The following is a 21,240-nucleotide window of genomic DNA, read 5'->3' as shown; positions in this document are numbered from 1 at the left end:
TCGTTGTCTTGAAGAACTGCTGATCAGTTGCCGGGATAGGCCGTACCGGTGCCCAGGAAACGCTTCGTCGTCTCGCGGGCGGCTTCCTCAGACTGCGCCTTGCGGGCAGCATCTTCGGCTTCAGCCCGGAACTGGGTCGCGAGCAGCGTCTGGATCTGCATCTGCTGCTTGGTCGAAAGCGCGATCAGCTGATTGGTGGCCTGGCTTGCCTCAAGGGCACCTGCCGCGCCCTGACTGCGGTTGACGAGATCGGTAAGCAGGTCGCCGTCGGCCCGCACGTTCTCCACGATCTGCGACTGCGCGCTCATGGTTTGGCGGAACGCCTGCATGGCGTTTTGCCAGCGCTCGCGCGCGGCGCTCGCCACATCGTTGACCTCGATTGTGGCGTCGTAGCTTTCCGGATATTGCACACGCCACTGGTTCTGAAGCTTGTCGAGATCGAAGCTCAGGCCGCTGGCCTGGGTCATCAGGCCGTCGATCCGTTGGAGCGAACCTGTGAGCTGGCCCACGGAAGAAAAATCCAGGCGCTGAAGGTGCCGCGCCATGTTCTGCAGCATCGTCGCCTGGTTCTGAAGCGACTGGATCTGGTTGTTTATCTGCTCCAGGGAACGTGCCGCTGTCAGCACGTTCTGCGCATAATTCGACGGATCGAACACGATCAGGGCGTGGGCCGGCTGAACGTAGTCGGCCATTGGTTTTGCGATCAGGGAAACGGTGATCAGGCTGGTGAGAAGGCGGCGCCGCATCATGACGATTGCTCCTTGTCTGGTTGAGGGAATTGCTGGAGAAGCTCGGCAGCCCAATCGAGGCCGCGCGCACTCAGGAACCGGGAGGCAAAGCTGTCCTGCCCGTGCTCTGACAGGACGCTGTCGATCAAAGCTTGCGTGGCCGGATCAGAGGCGCCGCAGAGCGCAAGAGCGATCGGGCCGAGCCCGAGCTCGAAGAGGCGGTTGCCGCGGCGTGACTGCAGATAATACTGGCGCTTCGGTGTGGCACGGGCGACCAATTCGATTTGCCGCTCGTTCAGGCCGAAGCACTCATAGGCTGCCCGCACCTGCGGTTCCACGGCACGGTCATTGGGAAGAAAAATGCGCTGTGGGCAGCTCTCGATGATTGCCGGCGCGATCGACGAGGCAGCGATGTCTGCAAGTGACTGCGTGGCGAAAATCACGGAGACGTTCTTCTTTCGCAGCACCTTCAGCCATTCGCGGATGCGGGCGGCAAAGAGAGGGTTGTCGAGATAGACCCACGCCTCGTCGAGCATCAGCAGCGTCGGCCGTCCGTCGAACCGCTCCTCGAGACGATGGAACAGATAGGTGAGCACCGGGAGCACAGCGCCTTGGCTGTGCATCAGCTCTTCGGTCTCGAAACACTGCACATCCGACAAAGCCAGCCGATCTTCATCGGCATCGAGCAGCCGGCCGAAGGGACCGTCGAGCGTGTAGGGCATCAACGCGGCCTTGAGCCCATTGGACTGAAGCAGAACCGACAGGCCCGTCAGCGTGCGTTCCTGCACCGGCGCAGTCGCAAGGCTGATGAGTGCCGACCAGATCGCCTCCTTTACCTCCGGCGTAACGCTGACATTCTCATGGGCAACGAGGCCGGCTATCCATTCCGCCGCCCAGCTGCGAGTAGTCTGGTCGCCGATATTGCTCAGTGGCTGGAAGGCAAGCGCACCATCCGCGCCCAGCGCGTGGTGTTCTCCGCCCATGGCCAGTGTTGCCGCACGAGCCGAATTGCCCTTGTCGAAGACATAGACCTGCGCCCCGGCATAGCGTCGAAACTGCAGAGCGACTAGCGCGAGCAGAACCGACTTGCCGGCACCGGTCGGACCAACGATCAGCATGTGACCGACATCGTCGAGATGGGTGGAAAGCCGAAACGGGGTGGACCCGCTGGTCTCGGCAACAAGAAGCGACGGTGCTTCGATCCGGGTGACTTTCGCGAGATGCTCGTTTGTCGCCGGACCGGCCCAAACCGACGATAGCGGCATGAGATGGGCAAGGTTCAATGTATGAATGAGCGGCTGGCGAACGTTGGCATAGACATGGCCGGGCAATGAGCCGAGCCACGCCTCGACCGCATTGATGCTTTCACGGATCGTGGTGAAGCCGAGCCCATTGACTATGCGCTCAACCGCTCGGAGCTTTTCCGCGGCGGCCTGCCGGTCCTGGTCCCATACCGTCACCGTTGTGGTGAGATAGCCGAAGCCGACGTGATCGCCGCCCAATGCCTGAAGGGCGGCATCCGCATCGAGCGCCTTGTTGTCGGCGTCACTATCGACGAGAGGGACGGGTTCGTTGGTCACGACCTCGCGCAGGATGGCTGCGACCGATTTGCGCTTGGCAAACCACTGACGGCGCAACCGGGTCAGTGTCTTTGTGGCTTCCGTCTTGTCGAGCGGGATGAAGCGCGTCATCCAGCGGTAGGCGAAATCCTGATGGTTGAGCGCGTCGAGGATCCCTGGCCGGGTGACGTTCGGGAAACCAAGGATGGTGAGGGTGCACAGATGCTGCTCACCCAGCATCGGCTCCAGGCCGCCGGTAAGCGGCGCGTCAACCAGAACACCGTCGAGATACATTGGCGTTTCCGGCATGGCGACCGGATGTTGGTAGGTCGAGATTGTGCCGTGCAGATAGGTTAGCGTCTCGGCATCATCGAGGGCGCGCACTTCCGGCATGAAGCCGGACAGCAAATCCAGGACGCGGTCGGTCTCGTCGCGAAACCACGCCAGCTCCTGGCGCCAGTCTCTAGCCCCTCCCGAGTGATGCGAGTCGACCAGTGCGCTTTCCGCCCGCGCCTGGCCATCTGGCGCCGGCATGAAGACCAAGGTCAGATGATAGCGACTCTCGAAGTGCGCGACCTTGCCCTCGAAGGCCGCGCGCCGTTCCTCATCGACCAGCCATGAGGCAGCATCGGGAAAAGCCGAGCTCGGATAGCCCAGCGCTTCAACGCGCTCGGCCTCGAAAAACAACCCCCATCCGGAGCCCAACCTTCGTAGCGCATTGTTGGCTCGTGCGCAGATGCCGACCAATTCGGCTTCGGTCGCGCTTTCAAGGTCGGGGCCACGGAACCGGAAGGTTCGCTGGAAGCTACCGTCTTTATTGAGCACGATGCCGGGCGCGACCAAAGCGGCCCAGGGCAGATGATCGGCCAGCCGATCGGCTTTGCCGCGATACTCCGAAAGGTTCAGCATGCAAGCCACCCCTTCAGGCGAAGATGACGGACAAGCACGCTGGCGAAGTCCGGATCGCGGCGAGCGGCAAAGACCGCGAGCGTGTGGCCGGCGATCCAGAGCGCCAGTCCGGCGATCCACTGCTGCAGGCCAAGGCCTATTGCCGCGGCCACCGTGCCGTTGAGGATCGCCACCGCTCGCGGCGCGCCGCCCAGCAGGATCGGCTCAGTCAATGCCCTGTGAACGGGGACTTCGAAACCCTCGATATGCTGCTCTCCGGTGGCCATCAGACGAGTGCCCCGCCGCCGAAGGAGAAGAAGGAGAGAAAGAAGCTCGATGCCGCGAAGGCGATCGACAGGCCGAAGACAATCTGGATCAGCCGGCGAAAACCGCCTGCCGTGTCGCCGAAAGCAAGGGTCAGGCCGGTGGTGATGATGATGATCACCGCGACGATCTTGGCGACCGGTCCCTGGACCGACTCAAGGATCTGCTGCAGCGGCTGTTCCCAAGGCATGCCGGAGCCCGCTGCGTGGGCCGGGACGGTGAGAAGAAACGCGAGCCCGGTGGACGAAAGGAAGCGAAGCTTCTTGAGCATGAGGTGACCTTTCAAAACTGCTGGAGTTGCGGAAGCGTGAGCGGGGTGACGGCGTAATCACCGCTGCTGTCGAGACCGGTGACCTCAGCGATCGCGTCAATGCGGCGCGAGGATCCGCGCCCAGCGATGAAGACGATCAGATCTACCGCATCAGCGATGAGGCGGCGGGGAACGGTGACGACGGCTTCCTGGGCGAGCTGCTCGATACGGTAGAGAGCGGAGCGCGCCGAATTGGCGTGAACCGTCGCGATGCCGCCGGGATGCCCGGTGTTCCATGCCTTCAGCATGTCCAGGGCTTCCGCGCCCCTGACTTCGCCCACGATGATGCGGTCGGGTCTGAGCCGCAGGGTCGAGCGCACGAGATCGGCGAGCGTGATCGACCCCCGCCTCGTCCTCAAGGCAACGCAATCCTTCGCCGCGCATTGCAGTTCGCGCGTGTCCTCGATCAGGATCACCCGCTCGTCGCAATCGGCGGCTTGTGCCAGCAGCGCATTGGCAAGTGTTGTCTTGCCCGACGACGTGCCGCCGGCGACCAGGATGTTGCGCCGCTCGCGGACCGCCTTCTTCAGCGCATCGGCCTGCAGCGGCAGCATGACCCCGTCGGCGACATAGTCGGCCAACGTGTAGAGTTTCGCCGCAGGCTTTCGGATGGCGAAGCATGGCCCCAGCACGACAGGCGGCAGCAGACCCTCGAAGCGCTCGCCCGATGGCAATTCGGCGCTGACAATCGGATTGTCCGCATGCGCCTCGGCGCGCACGTGGGAGGCGACCAGGCGGATGATGCGTTCGGCCTCAGAAGGATGCATGTGCACGCCGGTGTCGACCCGGCCTTCACCCAACCGGTCGAGCCGCAGCGCACCGTCGGGATTGACCATCACCTCAATGACGGTCGCATCGGCAAGGGCTTCGGTGATCGCCGGACCCATGGCGGTGCGCAGCATGGCGCGGCGGCGATGGTCGGCTTCCGGATGAGAACTCATCCTTCCCCTCCCCTGCGATCGTCGGTGCCAAGTGACCGTTTCCCGGAAGCGATTTGGCGGCCGACTTGTTCGACGAACTTCTCGAAGCGCTCCTGGGCAATCGCTTGCGTCGCCTTGTCCGGCACCGGCGTGTGAGCATGAAGCGTGATCGAAAAGCGGATGAAGCGCGCCAGGCTCTCCAGGATCATCTCGACATCGCGCCTGACATGTCCGAGGTCACGGGAAAGACGGTCGAGCCTCTTGCCGTAGCGGTGGTCGAGTTCATTCTCCCCACGCCGCTCGATAAAGGCCTCGACCGCGTGCGCCACAATGGCCGATTTGGTGGTCGATGGATTGCGGCTGAGGTTCTCCAGCTTCTCGCTCAACTCGGGTCCAAGCAAAAACTGGTGACGAATGCGGTGGGGCTTCATGCTGCTTGTTCCCTCTGACCGGCGCTGATGCACCGGCGACGGGAACGAGCATCGTCGAGATCCTCGAAATCGCTTACGGCCGTTATCTACGCTGAGATGCGCCCGCGTATGGCGCGCCGTTCAGAAGCCGGGCACGATGTCCTTGTCGTCGCCCATTCCCTCATTGAGGCCGTACGCACGTGCTGCGGTGGAAATCCGATCCATGACGCGCTTGTCGGCGAGCGTCTCGCAGTCATCGTCTGCGGGCGTGAACAGATCGCCATGATCAGGCTCCTGGGCGACGAGGGTCCGTTCTTCGGGCAGGCCCGGATGGCGCTGCTGCTGGACACCTCCGTCTTCGATTGCCGCGCCGGCACTGTCGTCGTCGCCAGCAAGACGCCGATCCACGCCGCGCACCTGTCCGCTCCAATCGTCCGGGCGCGACGTGGGCCGATCCGCGTAGGCACCGTCGCGCAGCACCGGCGAAGGCAGCACTCGCTCCGTGAAATTCGGATCCTGGTAATAACGCAACTTCTTGGCGCGAATCGGCGGCAATCCCGAAACCAGGATTAGTTCGTCAGCCTGCGGCAACTGCATCACCTCACCCGGCGTCAGCAGGGGGCGAGCGGTCTCTTGGCGGCTTACCATGACGTGGGACAACCAGGGCGCCAACCGATGGCCGGCATAGTTACGCATCGATCTGAGTTCCGTCGCGGTACCGAGCGCGTCCGAGATGCGTTTGGCCGTGCGCTCGTCATTTGAGGAAAAGGCAATCCGCACATGGCAATTGTCGAGAATGGCGTTGTTCTCGCCATAGGCCTTGGAGATTTGGTTCAACGATTGCGCTATCAGATAAGCGCGGATGCCGTAGCCTGCCATGAAGGCGAGCGCAGTCTCGAAGAAGTCGAGCCGACCGAGCGCCGGAAATTCATCCAGCATCATCAGGAGCTGATGCTTGCGGCTCTTCTTTGGATCGCCCTCCAGGCGCTCGGTCAGCCGCCGGCCGATTTGATTGAGCACCAATCGCACCAGGGGCTTAGTGCGGGAGATATCCGACGGCGGCACGACCAGATACAGCGACATCGGTCGCTCGGCATCCACAAGGTCGGCAATGCGCCAGTCGCAGGCCGATGTTGCCGCGGCCACCGTTGGATCACGATAGAGCCCGAGAAACGACATGGCGGTCGAGAGAACGCCTGAGCGCTCGTTCTCTGACTTGTTCAGCACCTCACGAGCCGCCGAGGCCACGACCGGATGGACCTGGGGCTTGTCCACCGTGCCGAGGTGGTTGGTGGTCATCATCCGCTGCAGTGTCGCAGCGAATGAGCGTTGCGGGTCCGACAGGAAGGTGGCGACACGGGCGAGTGTCTTTTCCTCTTCGGCGTAGAGCACGTGCAAGATGGCGCCAACTAGAAGTGAATGACTGGTCTTCTCCCAATGGCTCCGCCGCTCCAGCGCGCCTTCCGGATCGACGAGAATGTCGGCGATGTTCTGAACGTCGCGGACCTCATCTGGACCTTTGCGCACTTCCAGCAGCGGGTTGTACCGCGCCGATCTCGGATCGGTCGGATTGAACAAGAGACAGTGCGAGAACTTCGACCTCCAGCCAGAGGTCAGCTGCCAGTTCTCGCCTTTGATGTCGTGAATGACGGCCGAGCCGGTCCAGGAAAGAAGGGTTGGAACAACGAGTCCGACGCCCTTGCCCGAACGTGTCGGCGCAAAGGCCATGACGTGTTCCGGTCCGTCATGGCGCAGATAGCGATAATTCAGTCCGCCAAGGAAAACGCCGGCCGGCTGAAACAGCCCCGCCTTCTCGATTTCCAGCTTCATGGCCCATCGTGAGGACCCATAGGTGGTGACCAACCCCCGCTGCCGTGCGCGCCAGAGGGACCCAGCTATCGCGGCGGCACAGCCCAGGAACCCACTGGCTCCGGCAAGTATGCCAGCCTTGTCAAAGACCTCAGGCGCATAGGCGTCAAATTGGAACCACCATTCGAACAGCTTCCACGGCTGGTAGATCGGCCAGCCGACTGTCACAAACCATGGTGCGCCGAGTGACGGCTGATAGGAGAGCATGTGGGCGCACCATTGGGTTGCAGTCCACACGCCAAGAATGACAATTGCGAATACGACAGCGATCTGCCCAATCAGCAACTTCGTGGGTGTCAATGGCTTGCTCCGCTCTTCTGGCCAGACGGACCAAACATCGCGCCGAGCGATGAGAATTCGAACGGCCGCTACGTGCGACTAGGTGCGATGACAAGGTTGATAGGCATTATTCAGCTGCGAACAGCGAAAATCCGCCGCAGCAACCGATCGGCGGTGCCAGGTACGCGGTTAGGTCGCAGAAGATGTTGGGGCTTCAGGCGCGGGCACATTGAAGATGTGCTGACAGACAAACCTTTGGAGCCGACGCGTTTGTGCGAGTAGCGAGCTGAAGGGCTCGGCGAGAAATCGTCGTTCTCAATCGGGCGACGGGGGATACATCGGCGAAGACAGGGAGGATGGGCCAGACCGAGCCGACGGAAAGGTCGTAGCCAAGGCGGCCTTGGAGCGCATAGCGCCTGGCCGGGAGGCCGCCGCCAGTCAGACTTACGCGGCGCGTCGTTGAGCGAGGTGAAGACCCGAACGGGCTCGACGAGGGTCCACGGCGGTCACAATGTGGTGGTGGTGATCGCAGTAGACGCGATCCGGCGAAGTTGGCCCAGCACAAAAACGATAACCGCCGGGTACAGAAGCGTCTTCGCTCACCGGGAAGCGGCACTGATAGAGGCCTAGCTGAATGAGGGGGACATCTCTCGAAGTTGGTCTGATATTTTCAGGCATGATGGTTTCCTAGTTCGTAGCAGTTACCAGCTGACGGCCGCAGTGCGACCCGTCGGGACGAGCTTCTCTCGTTTTGGAGGCTATGGGTCACCATATGGTGTTGGTAGCACCATCAATGAAGCCCTACGCCCTGCTTCTGAAGCCAATAGTTTGCGACTTAAGGCCACACGCGCGAACGCATTAGCAATCTACCATCGTGTCCCCGAGGCACTCGCCCGCCGCGGTTTGCCGGCGGCGGGGTGGCACTGGCTTGTGGGGCCCTAGGCCCACTCGCGGCGCTCGCACTGGATCTCTGTGCGGGTTTCCCTTGTCTCATCGCCCTGTCAGCGCCTTGCAAATGAGCGAAACCAAGCTGTCGCGCGCTCGCTCGTGGAGTGCGCCTTTCGGCCGCCATGCAAGGAAATCATCAACGCTCATCCAATCAGCCGGGTTTGTGTCGGCGTCTGGCTGGCTGAATTCCACATACAGATGCAGTTCGTCCGGCACGAAGACGACCCTCCACAATCCTTCGATGTCATTGGCAAGGTTGTAGGCGAGGACGGTCATGGCGGGGCACTCCTTTCGCCGTGGAGCGTGCCTATCTCACGGGAAAATTCCATCGCCAGAAGTTGGTATTGACGCTCCCGCTTTCTCACAAATCCAACGTCCGCATGATGCCGAAAGGTGCAGCTAGCTTTTTTGTATCCTGGTTGGAACACGGGACCGCCGCGCAAGTTCGGTGCACGCAGCCATTCCTCCCCTCCAGGTATTGCTGCAGATCGGTATCCCGATCGGCCCGCGCTCCCCGCAAGGCGCGGGCCCTGGGGCTGTGGTGCTCATGCCATCTACTTCGATCCGCAAGATGGAATATGATCGGGATAGAAGAACCCTCTCGGTGTGGTTCGTCGCCAGCCGTAAACGGTACGAGTTTGAGGGGGTACCGCCGGAAACCTTTGCCGCGTTCCGGGCCGCGTTCGCCAAGGGCCGCTATTTCAACGACCACATCCGCAACAATTTCCGCTACCGTCTGGTTGCGAGCGATAGCGACCCGGGATGACCTGACCTGCCGGCGGCTCAGTCCTCCTATCGCTCCAACCGGCGGTTGGTGGACGCGTTGCCGCTGTGGCGCTTAGGGTTGGTTACGGTCCGCGCTCACTTGGCAAGCCCACCCCCCGCATCCCCCCGCCTGGTGCAAAGCGTTTGATCGGTCCCGCCGTTCTGGCAGTGCGGCGGGACTTTTTTGCGGTCCAGGTGGAGCATCGGCGCGCGGGGAAGGCGCGGTGCACGCAGCACCCTTTTCTCATCCAACGTACGTCGGTGGCGCGCTGAAGGGTCTCAATGACGGTCTGCCGCCGGAGCTCAATTAGCTGGACTATTGCTCGACCGGAAGCGGCTGGTGCTGCGGCTCAGCGTGATGAAAGACCTGTCCAAGATCGCGCGCGTCGAACGTTTGGCCGCAGACTGGGCAGTAGACCAAGTGCTTCGACTCGTCCTCTACCGGCCCGTCATGCGGCCTGCCCTCATAGCCGGTCGCGATGTTGTCGGTTCTAATCCGGGGCATCGACAAGTGCCTTTCGTCGTTTTGGCGGCCGATATTTCTCCATTAGCCGGACCTTGTCACGGTCGACCGTGACCAGCGGCCCGAGGTCGATCGTCACGGTGTCCTCGTCGATGCGCGTGACCTCGCCTTTCAGGTCGATTTGCTGGCCTCGGTTCACCTTGGTGTGGTCGATGATGGAATGTGGGAAGTCGTAACCTGGGATAGAGACGCTTACGCGGTCCTCTGTTATTGTTATCCGCCTTCGAACCCTGGCCGTAATCGCCACCTGGTCACCAATGCCTATTCCCCGAGCCATGCCATGGATTCTGGTGCGGGCAGTGTCCTCTTCAAGAGGCTTCTAATATACGCCCGCAATCGTAAGGCTGACCTACGACCAGAGTTACAAAAGTTGAACTTCATCGGGGAACACTCCTTCTGTCTGCCTGTTCAATTTGCCAGGCGCATCCCGCGCATTCAGACAGGAGAAAGATGATGAAACGCATCCTTTTGGCTTCGGCCGTGCTGGCGGTGTCGGCCGGGCTTTCCTTTGCCCAGACGACTAGCGGAACTTCGAGCGGAACCTCGACCACCACAACCATGCCCAGTACGACGGATCAGGGCACCGGCACGACGAGCAGCGGCACCAACATGTCCGGCGATCAGGGCACCGACACGACGACCACCAGCGGCACCACAAATCCGAACTCGGCCAGAGACTGCGCGCCGGGCCAGCAGACTGGCAGCGCTCAGCAGGCGGCGCCTGGTCAGCAGGACACGACAGCCAATACCGCCGCGCCGGGCCAGGTGAAAAAGACCGACGAAGGTTGCTGATTGGCACATCGGCTCGGGTTGGAATCACCAGCGTGTGGCTGGCTGATCTCCCCCGACCACCGCCTGAACTCAACTCGGCTGGCGAGCAAGTTCCCGCCAGCTCAACGTTCTGATGCTGAAAATACTGGACCAGATCTATGCGTTCTCACCGTGGCGCCAGCGAAGCGACGACACCGGGGCGGGACAGGCGAGGCCGCTACAGCTCCAGGCTTGTCTTCCCGGTGCGCACGGCGTCGACGACTTCGCTCATCGAGTCGAGGACGAGCTGGCCGACGATCCCCATGCGGATCAGCAACTCAGGGTCGATCGAGGGACGGCCGATCGGGCAGGCCGCACCCTAATACCCAGGCGGAAAGGCCACGCCCACGCCTGGACACGGCCAGTGTATAGCGGCGGACTGCTTGCCAATGAGCTCTAGTGATGTCGAGCGCCCGCTGCGCCGATATGAGCGTGGAGGCCACGAACAGGCGTTTCAAAGGTCTGGCCTGATCGCGCCGGTTGATGATGCGGATAAAGGCCTGGTGGCCAGGCATCAGCGGCTCGGCCGCCGCCACGATCTCGGCCTGCCGCCACTTGTAGAAGGGCGCCAGATACTGGCGGATGGCCTTGAGCGTAGCGTCATGCTGGAGCGCCAACGGATCGGGATCGATGCCGCCAAAAGGCGACAAGACCAAGTACCCAGGACCGAAGCCAACAGCGATGGGGAAGCGCGACAAGATCGTGAAGTTGGATGCCGAGGGCATGACCAGAACAGCGATAGCCAAAGGAACTGGGGTCAGTGAGCGGAGCGTTTATCGGGAGCTTCAGGGGACCGGTGAGCGCCGATAGGTGACCACTAGGACTACGAGGCGAATTAGGCCCCACCAGACTATGAAACGCTCCTCTCCCAAGCTGACCCGCGCTCTTCCGTATCTTGACCCTCAGCTTCAGACGCCTGTCGAGGAAGTGTTCGACGCTGGCCATCACCCGTGCGCCCGCACGCTCGCTGCGAACATAGAGGGCAGTCGTCGGCGTAGCGAACGAAGCAGTGCTTGCGTCGCTCCAGTTCCTTGTCGAGTTCGTCCAGCATTCCGACTTTGAAACATGGCTGATTTCCACACAGTCGCGGCGGGGCAAGACCGGCTTTTAAGCGTTTGAGACGGATCTCATGGATGGTCGCTGGCTCTGGATGACGGAAACGGATCAAAACGACGGCTGGATGCTCTGCATAGCCAACGAGATCACAATCTGCGGCTTCGGAAGCGAGGCTAGTCTCCATGACGTCAGGGCACGCCGCCGCTTCCGGTCTGCCAGCCTGACGCATGTGTCAACAGTTCCGAGCCGAAGCACTGCACCGCCCTCCCAGCCAAAGAAAGTTGGCTCGCCCGACTGGCAGAAGAAGGCCTCGATGCTTCGCGCCTTCGCGGGGCCGTCAGCCAGACCATCGCCGGTGGGCCGCCGAAGGAACGTGGCATCCTTGCCGCGCTGCGCCGATCCCGCTGCCGGAGCCGATCTCCAGGTCAAGATCTGATGCGACATCTGCTCGATACAAACCGCCTCGGAGCCCCTGCTCTAAAGGAGGGCCCAACGAAACGACCATAATCTTTTCATCTCCTCCCTCACAGCCGTCGAATTCGTCGCGGTGTGCTTGAGAAGCCGTCGGCAAGCGGCGTGACGAGCTCGAAAAATAGTTCGCGGCGTCGGACGGTGCACAGATGCTTTTTGCCGGCCGGGTCCTGTTGTACGACGAGAGGATGGTCCGGCTAGGCAAAGTGCCGGGCCCAAGGAGAGCCAGCTCAGCCTCAATCGCATCGGCCAGCGATTCTTTGAATTCGCGGTAGTCCACATTCATGCAACCACTGCCCTTGTCTTCGCGTTTAGCTGCGTTCAATCGTGGGGAGCGACAAGAATGCGGGCCTTCAGTCCAATTACAATCTGCCTCAATCGCAACCTGACGGTGGTCGCGTCCATAGCCGACGCAATGAAGGTGCTTCAGCAACCATGGCCTAGAATGGGAAAGCCGGGGCGGCTCAACGCGATCCGAATGGTCGAGGAGTCCCTCGCCGGGCATTGCAGCCAGCAAGCTGCGCTCGAGGCCTTCAAGGCGGCCGCGGCTGAACAGGGACTCCTTAGAACAAGAGGGACCACCGCAGGTCTGGGGAAAATTGCGCGGATGGTTGAAGATCTGATGTGAGGTCATGCCGGCCTCCCTAACACTGAAGAGCCGCCCCACTTGAAGCCCGAAATACTGCCTTCTCCCGCGGCAGCCGAAACGCCTCAAAACGGGCTATTAGCCTGGACGTGAGAAGGCCCTGGCTGTACAGTCTAAATGAGATCGACTGGTCGTCGTAGGCCCGTCGAAGTCAACGGGCTGGACCAAGCGTGTCAAAGACACGACTGGCGAAGAGATCGTGCCCAGCAGAGCGTGAGGGATCGCGATGCCAAGACCGATGCCGTCGAGCCGAGACACTCGCGGTCGAAGAGACCACGGAGAATCATCTGCTCATCAAGCCCAGTTCTCCGCGCAATCCTGATCGCGATTTTTGATAAGGTGCAGCCGCACTGTTTGGCCAGCGCAGAAATTCACCGTCGGTTAAGTGGGTCCTGGCTGTCCCGGACGCGGACAGCCGAGCGTCCGTGCGAAGCGTCGCGAGATTTTTGAACAAAAGCGCGAGCTCTCTACCTTACCGAGGGCTTCAGGCGGAAAGCGTTCAAGAGGGCCGTAGCGGCCAAGCAGCCGGGCAGCCGAGACCAGGCCGATGCCTTCGAGACCCGGATAGCCATCGGCGGCATCACCGACGAGCGCGAGGAAATCTGGAATGAGGGCCGGCTCAACTCCGAACTTCTCGCGTACACCCGCGCCATCGCGAATTTTCTGGGTCCTGCGGTCTACCTGGACCACGTGGTCACCGCGGACACACTGCGCGAGATCCTTGTCCGGCGTCCAGATGCACGCCTTCTGCACGCGCTCATCGGCAGCCGCGCTGTGCGCCGCGGAGGCCAGCGCGTCGTCGGCTTCGAGCTCCATCATCGGCCAGACCGCCACTCCCATCGCCGCCAAGGCTTCCTCGAGGGGGTGAAACTGCGCGAGCAACGCCGGCTCGATGCCATCCCCGGTCTTGTAGCCGGGCCAGAGCTGATTTCTAAAGATTCGACTACATGATCGGTAGCCACCCCAACGTGTGTGGCGCCATTCTCGATCATCTCCAGCACTGTGTTCAGCACGCCGACGACGGCGCCAAACGGCTTGTCATGGCCGTTGTTGAACCGGCGTTGGCCGTAGAAGTGGCGAAACAGTTCGTATGTGCCGTCCACTAAATGTACGATCATTGCAATCCTCGAGGAAAAGCATCCGGCCCGGTCTGCAAAGCTAGACGACAGTTGGCCTTCTCCAAACCTTCAAGTAGGTGCGCTCCGCGAACAACGAGAAGATCAGCTACCTGCCGCGCAAGCTCAGCGAAGAGGGCAGCGGCCCGTTCGGGACCTCTGCTACTATGCACCTTGGGGCAAACTTGCGATCTTCTACGCCGGCTACCACTGGTCCAGGGATTGATTAGGCTCGGTCGCATCGACGGCGGCTTCGATCCTCTGCTGGTGGGAGGCGAATTCCGCTCCGCATCTAACTCCTCTCCTGATCCCATACTGACGACAGGACAACAACAATGCTTGGAAGCTTGGAACAGTTCTTTATGGTCCTGGCGACATCCGCTGCGATGAAGTCGCCGACCCGAAGGTTCTTCATCCGACTGACCCATCATCCAGCTCTCGGCGACCTGCATTTGCGGCTCGGACCTGTGGCCGTATAGGGGGATCCAGAATGTCGAAGCCCCATGCACATGGGTCAAGAATACTGCGGCATCGTCATGGAGGTCGGCAGCGAAATCAGGACGGTTCGTCCCGGCCAGTTCGCTGGCGGAGAGTTGGCTTTCGAGTTTGCTGAGGCCGAGTGAGACGGCGCAAGCCACCTTGATGTTCTGAGTTCGCTCTGCACTGGGGTCATACACCTTGATATGGTCTTATGTCCTAGGACAGAGGACACACCGCATGAATGGGATGAAAAGTCAGGATATCGTGATGCTTCTGAAGCTCGTGAGCTTGCAGGAGCAGGAGGGGCAAGTTGGCCCCGGGGAGCTTCATTGGAGCTTCTCGGGCGAGGCCCCGTACTCAGTTCGCGGCCTGGAATCGCTACCCGGGATCAGCAAAACGAGATCGACGCTTCGATCAAGCGAACCCTCTCGTCGGGACTCGCCATCAAAGATCGAGATACGGGCCGAGCCAATCCCCCTCGCCGCAATCTACACAATTTTCTCGTCCACGGACTGAAATTTGTGTTCCCCGCAAGGCGGGCGGCATCACGCGCGGCATGCCGACGGCCTTTGCCGCGCCAATGCTAAAAGGACTGCTGATGAGGGCGGTGAGTACATCCACATCTGGCCGTTTGCGGAAGGCCGGGATATGGGCCAATCGATCGAGCCCTTGTTCAAGAGCGTGCCTGAAGCTGTTCCGAAAGATGAGCGGCTGGACGAATATCTTGCGCTTGTCGATGCGATCCGGCTCGGAAACCAGCGGGAGGTGGGCCTTGCCGGTGAGCGGCTTTCTGAAAGGCTTCTGAAGAAATGACTACCATCAGAGGCGAGCTGCTCCACATGCTACAGATAGTAGCCGAGGCGCTGGGAAGCGACTTTCGGGAGCGTCTGATATTTGTGGGCGGATGCACGACCGCTCTTTTCATTACCGACGAAGTCACGCTTGGGGATGTCAGGGCGACGGACGATGTCGATCTCATTGTCGATCTACTCCGCAAAGCGCGGTGTTGGTCGGAGATAATAGAACCTTATACCGCAATCCAACTTAGCTAGTTGTAATGTCCCCTCCTCTTTTGCCGCAGCCAGGAATGCCCTGCAGGCCTCCTCCGGCTCCATCTGACGCTGCCCCCAGTTTCTATCCATTTTTGAGTTCCTCAGCCCTCCAGGAACGCCAGAAGCGCCGCATTCACCGCGTTGCTCTCTTCGCGTTGAACCCAATGCGTCCCCTCCTCGAAAGTCTGCAGGCGGCCATCGTCGCAAAGGGCGAGACTGCGCTTGGCCAGCCCGGATTCCAGAGCCTGGTCCTGCATCCCCCACATAACAAGAGTGGGCGTCGTGATCCGCTCCTTCAGGCTCGGGCGAAAGCGCAAGGCGCGATACCAGTTGAGCATGCTGGTCAGCGCCCCCGGCCGCTCCCAAGCCTGCCGATATTCTGCAATCTCCTCTTCTTCGAAGGCGCCTTCCCGGCTGGATGTCCTGAGTGCTCGTGCGAGCAAGGCGGAGCGCCGCGCACCCAAAACGGCTTCGGGCAGCAATGGGATCTGGAAGAAAACCACGTAACTGCTCCGCAGAAACTGCGTCGGAGATCGCAGGGCATGGGTAAACACCACGTCGGGATGGGGCGCATTCAGGATGACGAGCTTGTCCAGGCGATGAGGCAACTTTGCCCCGGCGGCCCAAGCGACGATGCCGCCCCAGTCATGGCCGGCGAGGTGAAACCTTCCGATGCCGAGCGCGTCGGCCAAGGCGAAGACATCGCCGAGGAGCTTGGGGAGCGTGTACTCGCGGATGCCCCCTGGCTTGTCGCTGGTGTTGTAGCCCCTCTGGTCGGGAACGATGACCCGATATCCGGCGGAAGCGAGCGTACCGATCTGCCGTCTCCAGCCGATCCAGAAGTCCGGGAAGCCGTGCAGGAGCATGACCGGCTTACCCCCGGCAGGCCCGGCCTGAACGACATGAAACCGAATGCTTCCGGCGTTGACGAACTGATGTTCAGGCGCGAGCGAGATCATGGCTGGTAACGCGAGTGTCCTAAAACTGATCCAGCGCAATGAGGATTATCAGGCTGTCGTCCCGACAACATGCACGCTCAGCCGTCGCATCCCAGCAGATGGGCATGGGAGCCGAAGGTCCAAGTGGGGATGCCGCGAGTGTTTCTGCAGCCGGGGTGTTATTTGCAAGCGCAGGTCTGCACCTGCATCCTTTGGCGCTACTATACGTTTCCCTGCGACGAAGGTGCTCCGGACCGGCGGCCATGTCGAAGAAAACAACCGAGGACGCTTACGAAGGTAAAGTGCAACTTGAGCGGCCGCCCGACCCGGAGGGCCGGGGACGCAATGCCGAATGGCCGTCAGAGATTCCTGGCCGCGGCTGGAAGGACGTGCTGTGGCGGATGTTCGCTGAGCTCACCGAAGACCGTGTTATGCTTATCGCGGCCGGGGCCGCATTCTATCTGCTTCTTGCCCTCTTTCCAGCGCTTGCCGCCTTCGTGTCCATCTACGGTCTCGTCGCCGATCCTCAGACCATCGCTGAGCACGTTGCGTTCCTTGGCGGCGTACTGCCCTCGGGAGGTCTGGATATTATCAGATCTCAGCTTGCGTCCTTAGCCGCTCAGAAGACTGGCGCGCTCAGCTTCGGCTTCATCTTCGGCCTTGCCGTCACACTGTGGAGCGCCAGTAACGGCATAAAGACGCTATTCGAAGCCATGAACATCGCCTACGAGGAGAGTGAAAAGCGCGGCTTCATCCACCTGAATCTCCTGGCCTTGGGCTTCACACTTGGCGCCATCCTCATTGGCATCGGCTTTATCGTCGCGGTGGGGATTGTGCCGGCCGTGCTTGCACTGCTGAACCTCGGCGGCTGGATCGAAGCCCTTGTGCGGATCCTTCGATGGCCGATGATGCTCATCATGGCTGGCGTTGGGACCACGCTGATTTACCGCTACGGGCCCAGCCGTGAAAGGGCAAAGTGGAAATGGGCGACATGGGGCGCCTTCCTCGCGGCTGTGGTCTGGATCGCAGTCTCGATAGGATTCTCCTACTATCTTGAAAACTTCGCCAACTACAACGCGACGTATGGAGCCCTTGGGGCAGTGATCGGCTTGATGATGTGGACTTGGATTTCTGTGATTATCCTGGTTGTAGGTGCGGAGCTGAATTCCGAGATGGAGCATCAGACAGCGATGGACACCACCACAGGTGCGCAGCAGCCGATGGGTTCGCGAGGTGCCACGGTCGCCGACACGCTGGGCGGATCGGCCGATGACGCCGACCAGCAGTCGCGTTTTGACGAGCGCAATGCGTAGCGCGCAGCTCACTTTGCATGCCATGGTCAAGCGGCTGTAACCACGCCGCGGAGCGTGGCCCAGAACGGCTCAAGCCGCGGGCCCGGCTTGCCGAGGTGACAGGCGATCTCACCATCCAGAAGCAACGCAAAAGCGCCGTCGCCGATGCCGAACCCCTCGCCAGCCTCGACGAGGTCGTTGTTCTGCTGAAGCGTCAGAGCCACCGACTTGAAGGCGAGATCGCCTCGCTACGCGACGACGACCCGCTGTGGGCCTGTCTCGATTAGATCTTCCGTCCGGTCAACGGTGTCGCCCGCGTACTCCTGATGGCCGAGTTGTCCGAGATTGGCACCCTTTCCAATAAAGCCATCGCCAAACTCGTAGGCTTGGCGCCGATCGCCAGTGACAGCGGGAGGCGCAGCGGTCGAAGACCGGTGCGCGGCGGCCGTGAAGGTCCGCGCAGCCTCTCCTCGTCGCGCTCACCGTCGCCAGATATGGTCCCCACCTCGGCGCCTTCCATCAGAGTTGAAGCAGGCAGGGAAGGGACAGATGGGTGATTCGCATTGCGCTCGCCCGCAAGCAACTCGTCATTCCCAATGCAAACGCACCCGATCCGCGCACCGAGTTCGAAAATGCAACTTGGAGACCCTAGCCAGTCGCTCATTGGGAACCAACGGGCCTTACCTCCGTTTGCTCCTCGAATGGAGGAAACCATGAACAACCGGAATTCTGAACGGCGTCCCCCAACTGCGGTAAGGACTGGTGACGGTACCTCGGAAGACATAGGAGCAACCGTAAGGGGCGCCTTATCCAAAGCGTCGGACATAGCACAAGGGGCAGCGGGAACCGCCAAACGGGCGGCCGCTGGTGGCGCGTCCACCGTGACCAATCAGGTGAAGGAGATGTTGGACCGTCAGGTCGGCAGCGGCGCCGAGGTGATGGGCCAACTGGCGAGTTCGACCAAACGTGCGGCCGAGGACCTCGACACAAATGCACCGATCGTCGCTGGGGTCGTGCGCACCTTCGCCAATAGGCTTGATGGATACGCAGACGACCTGCGAGACAGATCCGTCGATCAACTGGTTCTTGCAGCGTCCGATTTGGCCAGGCGCAAGCCGGGTTTGGTGTTTGGGCTGGCCGCCGTAGCGGGTTTTTTGACATTCCGCACGCTGAAGAGCGCGCCTCCCGCTTCAGAATCCATCAAGGAAAGGCGGCCGGGAGCGAACTGATCTGATGGCACAGGAACAACTGAAGAATTCGCCTCTCCCTCAAGCACTGTCGGCAGTGTTGGCGGACGCCGCGGACCTCTTTCAAAAAGAGTTGCGCCTGGCGCATGCGGAGCTGTCCGCCAACGTCTCAACGAAGCTCCAAGCAGGTGTGTGGATGTCTGCTGCTGGCGCGCTGGGAGTGGTCGCCGCTCTGCTTCTAATGCAAGCCCTCGTACTTGGAATCTCGAGCTTAGGGATAGCCCTGCACTGGTCGTGTCTCATAGTCGCGACCGCAACGGCGGCTGCCGCTGTTTTCGCCTACTATAGGGGCCGCGCTGATGCGCAAAAAGAACTTCTGCCGACACACTCCATAAGCCAAATAAAGCAGGATATTGCGACAACCAAGGAGCAACTAACATGAGCCGCAATTCACAGGTCCAGGATTTTGGAACGAAAGAATGGCTTCTCAGCTCCGCTAGGAACAATCCCGAAGGCCTTCTGCTCGTCGCAGCAGGGTGCGCGCTGCTAATGCGCAGCCGCGGTTCAAGTGCCGGGCATCGCGAGCAATCCCGTGGAACCAACGGGCGCCAAAATGCTCCGCACGCACGCACCGCCAGCGGCGGGGCGTCAAAAACGCAGGAAGAGGCTAGCGAGACAGCAGAGGCCATGCGCGACAATTTAGCCGGCCTTGGGGAGAAGGTGAGTGAAACCGCAAGTCACTACGCATCATCGGTCGCGGCATACGCAGAACAGGCCGGTCGCACCGTGTCCGAGAAGTCAGGGCGAGTGGTGCAGCAAGCCCAATCAACGTTCCAGGACACGATTGGCCGCATGGTGGAAGAACAGCCATTGGCTTTTGTCCTGGCAGGCTTCGCAGCCGGTGCCGCCATAGCTGCTGCTTTGCCGGCCAGCGATGTCGAGAGGCGCACGCTCGGCCCAGCAGGAGAGCGATTGACGGATGCTGCTGAAAAAGCTGGGGAACGCTTGAAGTCCTCGACATCAAAGGCGGGCGAACGGCTCAAAAGCGCCGCCGAGGAACATGGGCTGAATTCGGACGGCCTGAAGGAGGTCGCAAGGGACGTTGCGGGCGCCTTTGGAAGCGCCTTGTCAGAAGAGCAATCAAGTGAACCCGTGCAGCCGCCTTCGCCAAGCCCAAGTGGATCGAGCGGTTCATCCACTCCGGCCGCCAAGCTGCAACCGGGCAGCGCCACCCCTTCGGAAGGAATAACGGCCAAATCGCAGCGGTCGGGCAACGCTCGGTCGAGCAAACCTGCCCGCCCCGGTGGCAAGAGAGATTTATGATGGCCGATCCGCAACTTGAGCATCTTGAATACGAAGTTGAGGCTGCCCGGGCTAAGCTCGCCGAGGACTTGTCGACACTTCGGTCGCCAAACACGCTCTCCGAATTTACCGATGATTTGAAACACGAAGCGCTTGAGGCAAAGGATGCCCTGGTGGAGAAAGCAAGAGCCTCAATGCAATCGGTGGCGCAGGCGATTATTGACGATCTCAAGGCCAAGGCGGCTGCCAATCCGAGCGCTGCTTTGGCGATTGGGGCCGGTTTGGGGTGGCGTTTCCTCCGCCGTCCGCCGATCGCAACCGCACTTGTCGGAGCGGGATTGTTCAGCTTATTGCGGACCAATTCGGCCCGGCCACCCGGCGAGCAGCAGGTGGATCACCTATCGTACGCCAAGGAGCGCCTGAAGGAGCAATCTAGTGATTTGGCGGAAAGCGTCAGTGATTTCGCTCTTGAAACGGCTGGTAAAATAAAACGCCAAGCTGCCGAGTTGACCGGCGTGGCCAAGGAAACTGTAAAAGAGAAGACAGAACGTCTAGCTGCGGGTATCCGCCATAGCGGCGTTGGGCCGCACGAGGGCGAGACTGCCGCGAGAGCATCCGCACCCTTCGATGAAGCTTCGTTAGCTGTTCAAGACGCATCGGGCAATGAGCATACCGAGGACAAACTCCTTCTGGCGGCGGCAGGTTTGGCAGTCGCCGCGGCTGTCGGCTTTGCCTATCAACGACGTGTGAATGAGCAGATGGACACCGACCGAACTGGAAGAGCGTAGACAGAGGTCATTGCAGAGAAACAGTCGTCCTGAAGGCAAAGTATGATGCCGCGCTGACATTTATCGAGTCCCGACGAGTTCAGCCATCGGATTGCATATTCTGGAACCACGGACGGCGCGATGACGATGCGCACGGCGGAGAAGATCGGACAAAGCGGTCAACCCCTTCGAGCATGATGATCGTCGGCCGGTCGGTCACGGCCTTCAGCGAAACCGCCAGCGACCGGCTGAAGCGGAATTCACCCCGAAAACCGTGCAAGTGCTGCCGACCCCATAACGTGAGCGCAACGGCGCGCTCTGTCCGCTGTCAGGACGAACTTTCTCCGATCCGGCTTGGCGCTGCCGGTGCCCGCGCACGCAACTGCTCAGTCATCTAGAGCGTTCTCGGGCATTCCGCTATCGCGACCTCGTTTGGAACGTTTTAACACGCCCACTCGAGCTTTATTTCGCCGAGCGCTGCGCTAGCCCTTCCGATCTGGCTATTGCCAATGCGTATTTGACCAGGCTTGCGCAGGCGAACGCTTCGACTCTCTAAGTGACGACGCCGCAATATTAGCATCGCTCGTCGTTGCAATTTCTC

General features: G+C 61.0%; 25 protein-coding genes and 3 pseudogenes. 14 read left to right on the top strand and 14 right to left on the bottom strand.

The genetic code is table 11. The features are described 5' to 3' along the window. Positions 1–23 precede the first annotated feature (23 nt). From trbJ to NKH60_RS25630, 8 genes are all read right to left on the bottom strand, one after another. Entirely contained in the window at positions 24–749 is a 726-nt protein-coding gene (gene trbJ / locus NKH60_RS25670) for a P-type conjugative transfer protein TrbJ (RefSeq protein WP_352473678.1), read from the bottom strand. Then, on the bottom strand, positions 746–3,196 hold the full coding sequence (gene trbE, locus NKH60_RS25665; RefSeq protein ID WP_352873781.1) for a conjugal transfer protein TrbE: 2,451 nt from the start codon (positions 3,194–3,196) through the stop codon (positions 746–748). Before trbE ends, trbJ begins: the two co-directional genes overlap by 4 nt. Further along, a complete protein-coding gene (locus NKH60_RS25660) occupies positions 3,190–3,462 on the bottom strand; it encodes a VirB3 family type IV secretion system protein (RefSeq protein WP_023680309.1) in 273 nt (90 codons plus the stop codon). The genes trbE and NKH60_RS25660 overlap by 7 nt, the downstream gene beginning before the upstream one ends. Next, positions 3,462–3,770, bottom strand: a complete 309-nt coding sequence (locus NKH60_RS25655; RefSeq protein ID WP_352509267.1) for a TrbC/VirB2 family type IV secretion system protein — start codon at positions 3,768–3,770, stop codon at positions 3,462–3,464. The genes NKH60_RS25660 and NKH60_RS25655 overlap by 1 nt, the downstream gene beginning before the upstream one ends. 11 nt (positions 3,771–3,781) lie before the next feature. Then, entirely contained in the window at positions 3,782–4,750 is a 969-nt protein-coding gene (gene trbB / locus NKH60_RS25650; protein ID WP_352509269.1) for a P-type conjugative transfer ATPase TrbB, read from the bottom strand. Then, positions 4,747–5,160 (bottom strand): CopG family transcriptional regulator, encoded by a 414-nt coding sequence (locus tag NKH60_RS25645; RefSeq protein WP_352509270.1) that lies wholly within the window; start codon positions 5,158–5,160, stop codon positions 4,747–4,749. Before NKH60_RS25645 ends, trbB begins: the two co-directional genes overlap by 4 nt. A gap of 120 nt (positions 5,161–5,280) precedes the next feature. Continuing rightward, positions 5,281–7,308 carry a conjugal transfer protein TraG gene (locus NKH60_RS25640; RefSeq protein ID WP_352509271.1) on the bottom strand — a complete coding sequence of 676 codons (2,028 nt, stop codon included), beginning with the start codon at positions 7,306–7,308 and terminating at the stop codon, positions 5,281–5,283. A 969-nt stretch (positions 7,309–8,277) separates the two neighbouring features. Then, positions 8,278–8,511, bottom strand: a complete 234-nt coding sequence (locus NKH60_RS25630; protein WP_352508341.1) for a hypothetical protein — start codon at positions 8,509–8,511, stop codon at positions 8,278–8,280. Positions 8,512–8,683: 172 nt separating this feature from the next. On the opposite strand from NKH60_RS25630, the gene NKH60_RS25625 reads away from it, so the two are divergent. Then, positions 8,684–9,001 carry a KTSC domain-containing protein gene (locus NKH60_RS25625; protein WP_352508340.1) on the top strand — a complete coding sequence of 106 codons (318 nt, stop codon included), beginning with the start codon at positions 8,684–8,686 and terminating at the stop codon, positions 8,999–9,001. Between the two features lie 315 nt (positions 9,002–9,316). On the opposite strand, the gene NKH60_RS25620 is transcribed toward NKH60_RS25625, so the two are convergent. Beyond that, on the bottom strand, positions 9,317–9,505 hold the full coding sequence (locus tag NKH60_RS25620; RefSeq protein WP_352508339.1) for a hypothetical protein: 189 nt from the start codon (positions 9,503–9,505) through the stop codon (positions 9,317–9,319). Further along, a complete protein-coding gene (locus NKH60_RS25615) occupies positions 9,492–9,800 on the bottom strand; it encodes a hypothetical protein (protein WP_352682161.1) in 309 nt (102 codons plus the stop codon). Before NKH60_RS25615 ends, NKH60_RS25620 begins: the two co-directional genes overlap by 14 nt. Before the next feature lie 176 nt (positions 9,801–9,976). Between NKH60_RS25615 and NKH60_RS25610 the strand changes: the two genes are divergently transcribed. After that, positions 9,977–10,315, top strand: coding sequence for a hypothetical protein (locus NKH60_RS25610; RefSeq protein WP_352457937.1), 339 nt, complete (start codon positions 9,977–9,979; stop codon positions 10,313–10,315). 296 nt (positions 10,316–10,611) lie between these two features. On the opposite strand, the gene NKH60_RS25605 is transcribed toward NKH60_RS25610, so the two are convergent. Then, on the bottom strand, positions 10,612–10,983 hold the full coding sequence (locus tag NKH60_RS25605; protein WP_352508346.1) for a hypothetical protein: 372 nt from the start codon (positions 10,981–10,983) through the stop codon (positions 10,612–10,614). On the opposite strand from NKH60_RS25605, the gene NKH60_RS25600 reads away from it, so the two are divergent. Continuing rightward, positions 10,916–11,143 carry a helix-turn-helix domain-containing protein gene (locus NKH60_RS25600; RefSeq protein WP_352508336.1) on the top strand — a complete coding sequence of 76 codons (228 nt, stop codon included), beginning with the start codon at positions 10,916–10,918 and terminating at the stop codon, positions 11,141–11,143. The genes NKH60_RS25605 and NKH60_RS25600 overlap by 68 nt on opposite strands. A 244-nt stretch (positions 11,144–11,387) precedes the next feature. Then, a pseudogene (locus tag NKH60_RS25595) lies at positions 11,388–11,540 on the top strand (diguanylate cyclase); the annotation flags it as partial. 186 nt (positions 11,541–11,726) lie between these two features. Here the strand turns inward: NKH60_RS25595 and NKH60_RS25590 are convergent. Continuing rightward, positions 11,727–12,146 (bottom strand): hypothetical protein, encoded by a 420-nt coding sequence (locus NKH60_RS25590; protein ID WP_352682210.1) that lies wholly within the window; start codon positions 12,144–12,146, stop codon positions 11,727–11,729. Between the two features lie 57 nt (positions 12,147–12,203). On the opposite strand from NKH60_RS25590, the gene NKH60_RS25585 reads away from it, so the two are divergent. Continuing rightward, a complete protein-coding gene (locus NKH60_RS25585; RefSeq protein WP_023680323.1) occupies positions 12,204–12,488 on the top strand; it encodes a DUF982 domain-containing protein in 285 nt (94 codons plus the stop codon). Between the two features lie 399 nt (positions 12,489–12,887). Here the strand turns inward: NKH60_RS25585 and NKH60_RS25580 are convergent, their stop codons facing one another. Further along, entirely contained in the window at positions 12,888–13,445 is a 558-nt protein-coding gene (locus NKH60_RS25580; RefSeq protein WP_352508345.1) for a 5'-3' exonuclease, read from the bottom strand. A 153-nt stretch (positions 13,446–13,598) separates the two neighbouring features. On the opposite strand from NKH60_RS25580, the gene NKH60_RS25575 reads away from it, so the two are divergent. From NKH60_RS25575 to NKH60_RS25565, 3 genes and pseudogenes are all read left to right on the top strand, one after another. Next, positions 13,599–13,847: a cyclophilin-like fold protein gene (locus NKH60_RS25575; protein ID WP_352516146.1), complete on the top strand. Its 249-nt coding sequence runs from the start codon at positions 13,599–13,601 to the stop codon at positions 13,845–13,847. 150 nt (positions 13,848–13,997) lie between these two features. Further along, positions 13,998–14,211: pseudogene (locus tag NKH60_RS25570) on the top strand (alcohol dehydrogenase catalytic domain-containing protein); the annotation flags it as partial. A gap of 538 nt (positions 14,212–14,749) precedes the next feature. Further along, positions 14,750–14,914, top strand: coding sequence for a hypothetical protein (locus NKH60_RS25565; protein ID WP_352873776.1), 165 nt, complete (start codon positions 14,750–14,752; stop codon positions 14,912–14,914). A 340-nt stretch (positions 14,915–15,254) separates the two neighbouring features. Here NKH60_RS25565 and NKH60_RS25560 read toward each other — a convergent pair whose 3' ends face one another. Beyond that, complete coding sequence (locus NKH60_RS25560; protein ID WP_352508333.1) at positions 15,255–16,112, bottom strand: alpha/beta fold hydrolase; 858 nt, start codon at positions 16,110–16,112, stop codon at positions 15,255–15,257. A 242-nt stretch (positions 16,113–16,354) separates the two neighbouring features. On the opposite strand from NKH60_RS25560, the gene NKH60_RS25555 reads away from it, so the two are divergent. The 6 genes and pseudogenes from NKH60_RS25555 to NKH60_RS25525 all read left to right on the top strand — a co-directional run bounded on the left by NKH60_RS25555 (position 16,355) and on the right by NKH60_RS25525 (position 20,660). Further along, positions 16,355–17,404: a YihY/virulence factor BrkB family protein gene (locus tag NKH60_RS25555; protein WP_352873774.1), complete on the top strand. Its 1,050-nt coding sequence runs from the start codon at positions 16,355–16,357 to the stop codon at positions 17,402–17,404. Positions 17,405–17,466: 62 nt separating this feature from the next. Beyond that, a pseudogene (locus NKH60_RS35200) lies at positions 17,467–18,035 on the top strand (transposase); the annotation flags it as partial. 229 nt (positions 18,036–18,264) lie between these two features. Continuing rightward, positions 18,265–18,612, top strand: a complete 348-nt coding sequence (locus tag NKH60_RS25540) for a hypothetical protein (protein WP_352508329.1) — start codon at positions 18,265–18,267, stop codon at positions 18,610–18,612. A 4-nt stretch (positions 18,613–18,616) separates the two neighbouring features. After that, a complete protein-coding gene (locus tag NKH60_RS25535; protein WP_352508328.1) occupies positions 18,617–19,012 on the top strand; it encodes a phage holin family protein in 396 nt (131 codons plus the stop codon). After that, a complete protein-coding gene (locus NKH60_RS25530) occupies positions 19,009–19,893 on the top strand; it encodes a hypothetical protein (RefSeq protein WP_352873771.1) in 885 nt (294 codons plus the stop codon). Before NKH60_RS25535 ends, NKH60_RS25530 begins: the two co-directional genes overlap by 4 nt. Then, positions 19,890–20,660, top strand: a complete 771-nt coding sequence (locus NKH60_RS25525) for a hypothetical protein (RefSeq protein WP_352508326.1) — start codon at positions 19,890–19,892, stop codon at positions 20,658–20,660. Before NKH60_RS25530 ends, NKH60_RS25525 begins: the two co-directional genes overlap by 4 nt. Positions 20,661–21,240 lie beyond the last annotated feature (580 nt).

Source organism: Mesorhizobium sp. M1006, assembly GCF_040318825.1.
In the GTDB taxonomy this organism is placed as follows: domain Bacteria; phylum Pseudomonadota; class Alphaproteobacteria; order Rhizobiales; family Rhizobiaceae; genus Mesorhizobium.
This window is presented reverse-complemented; position numbering and strand designations above follow the sequence as displayed.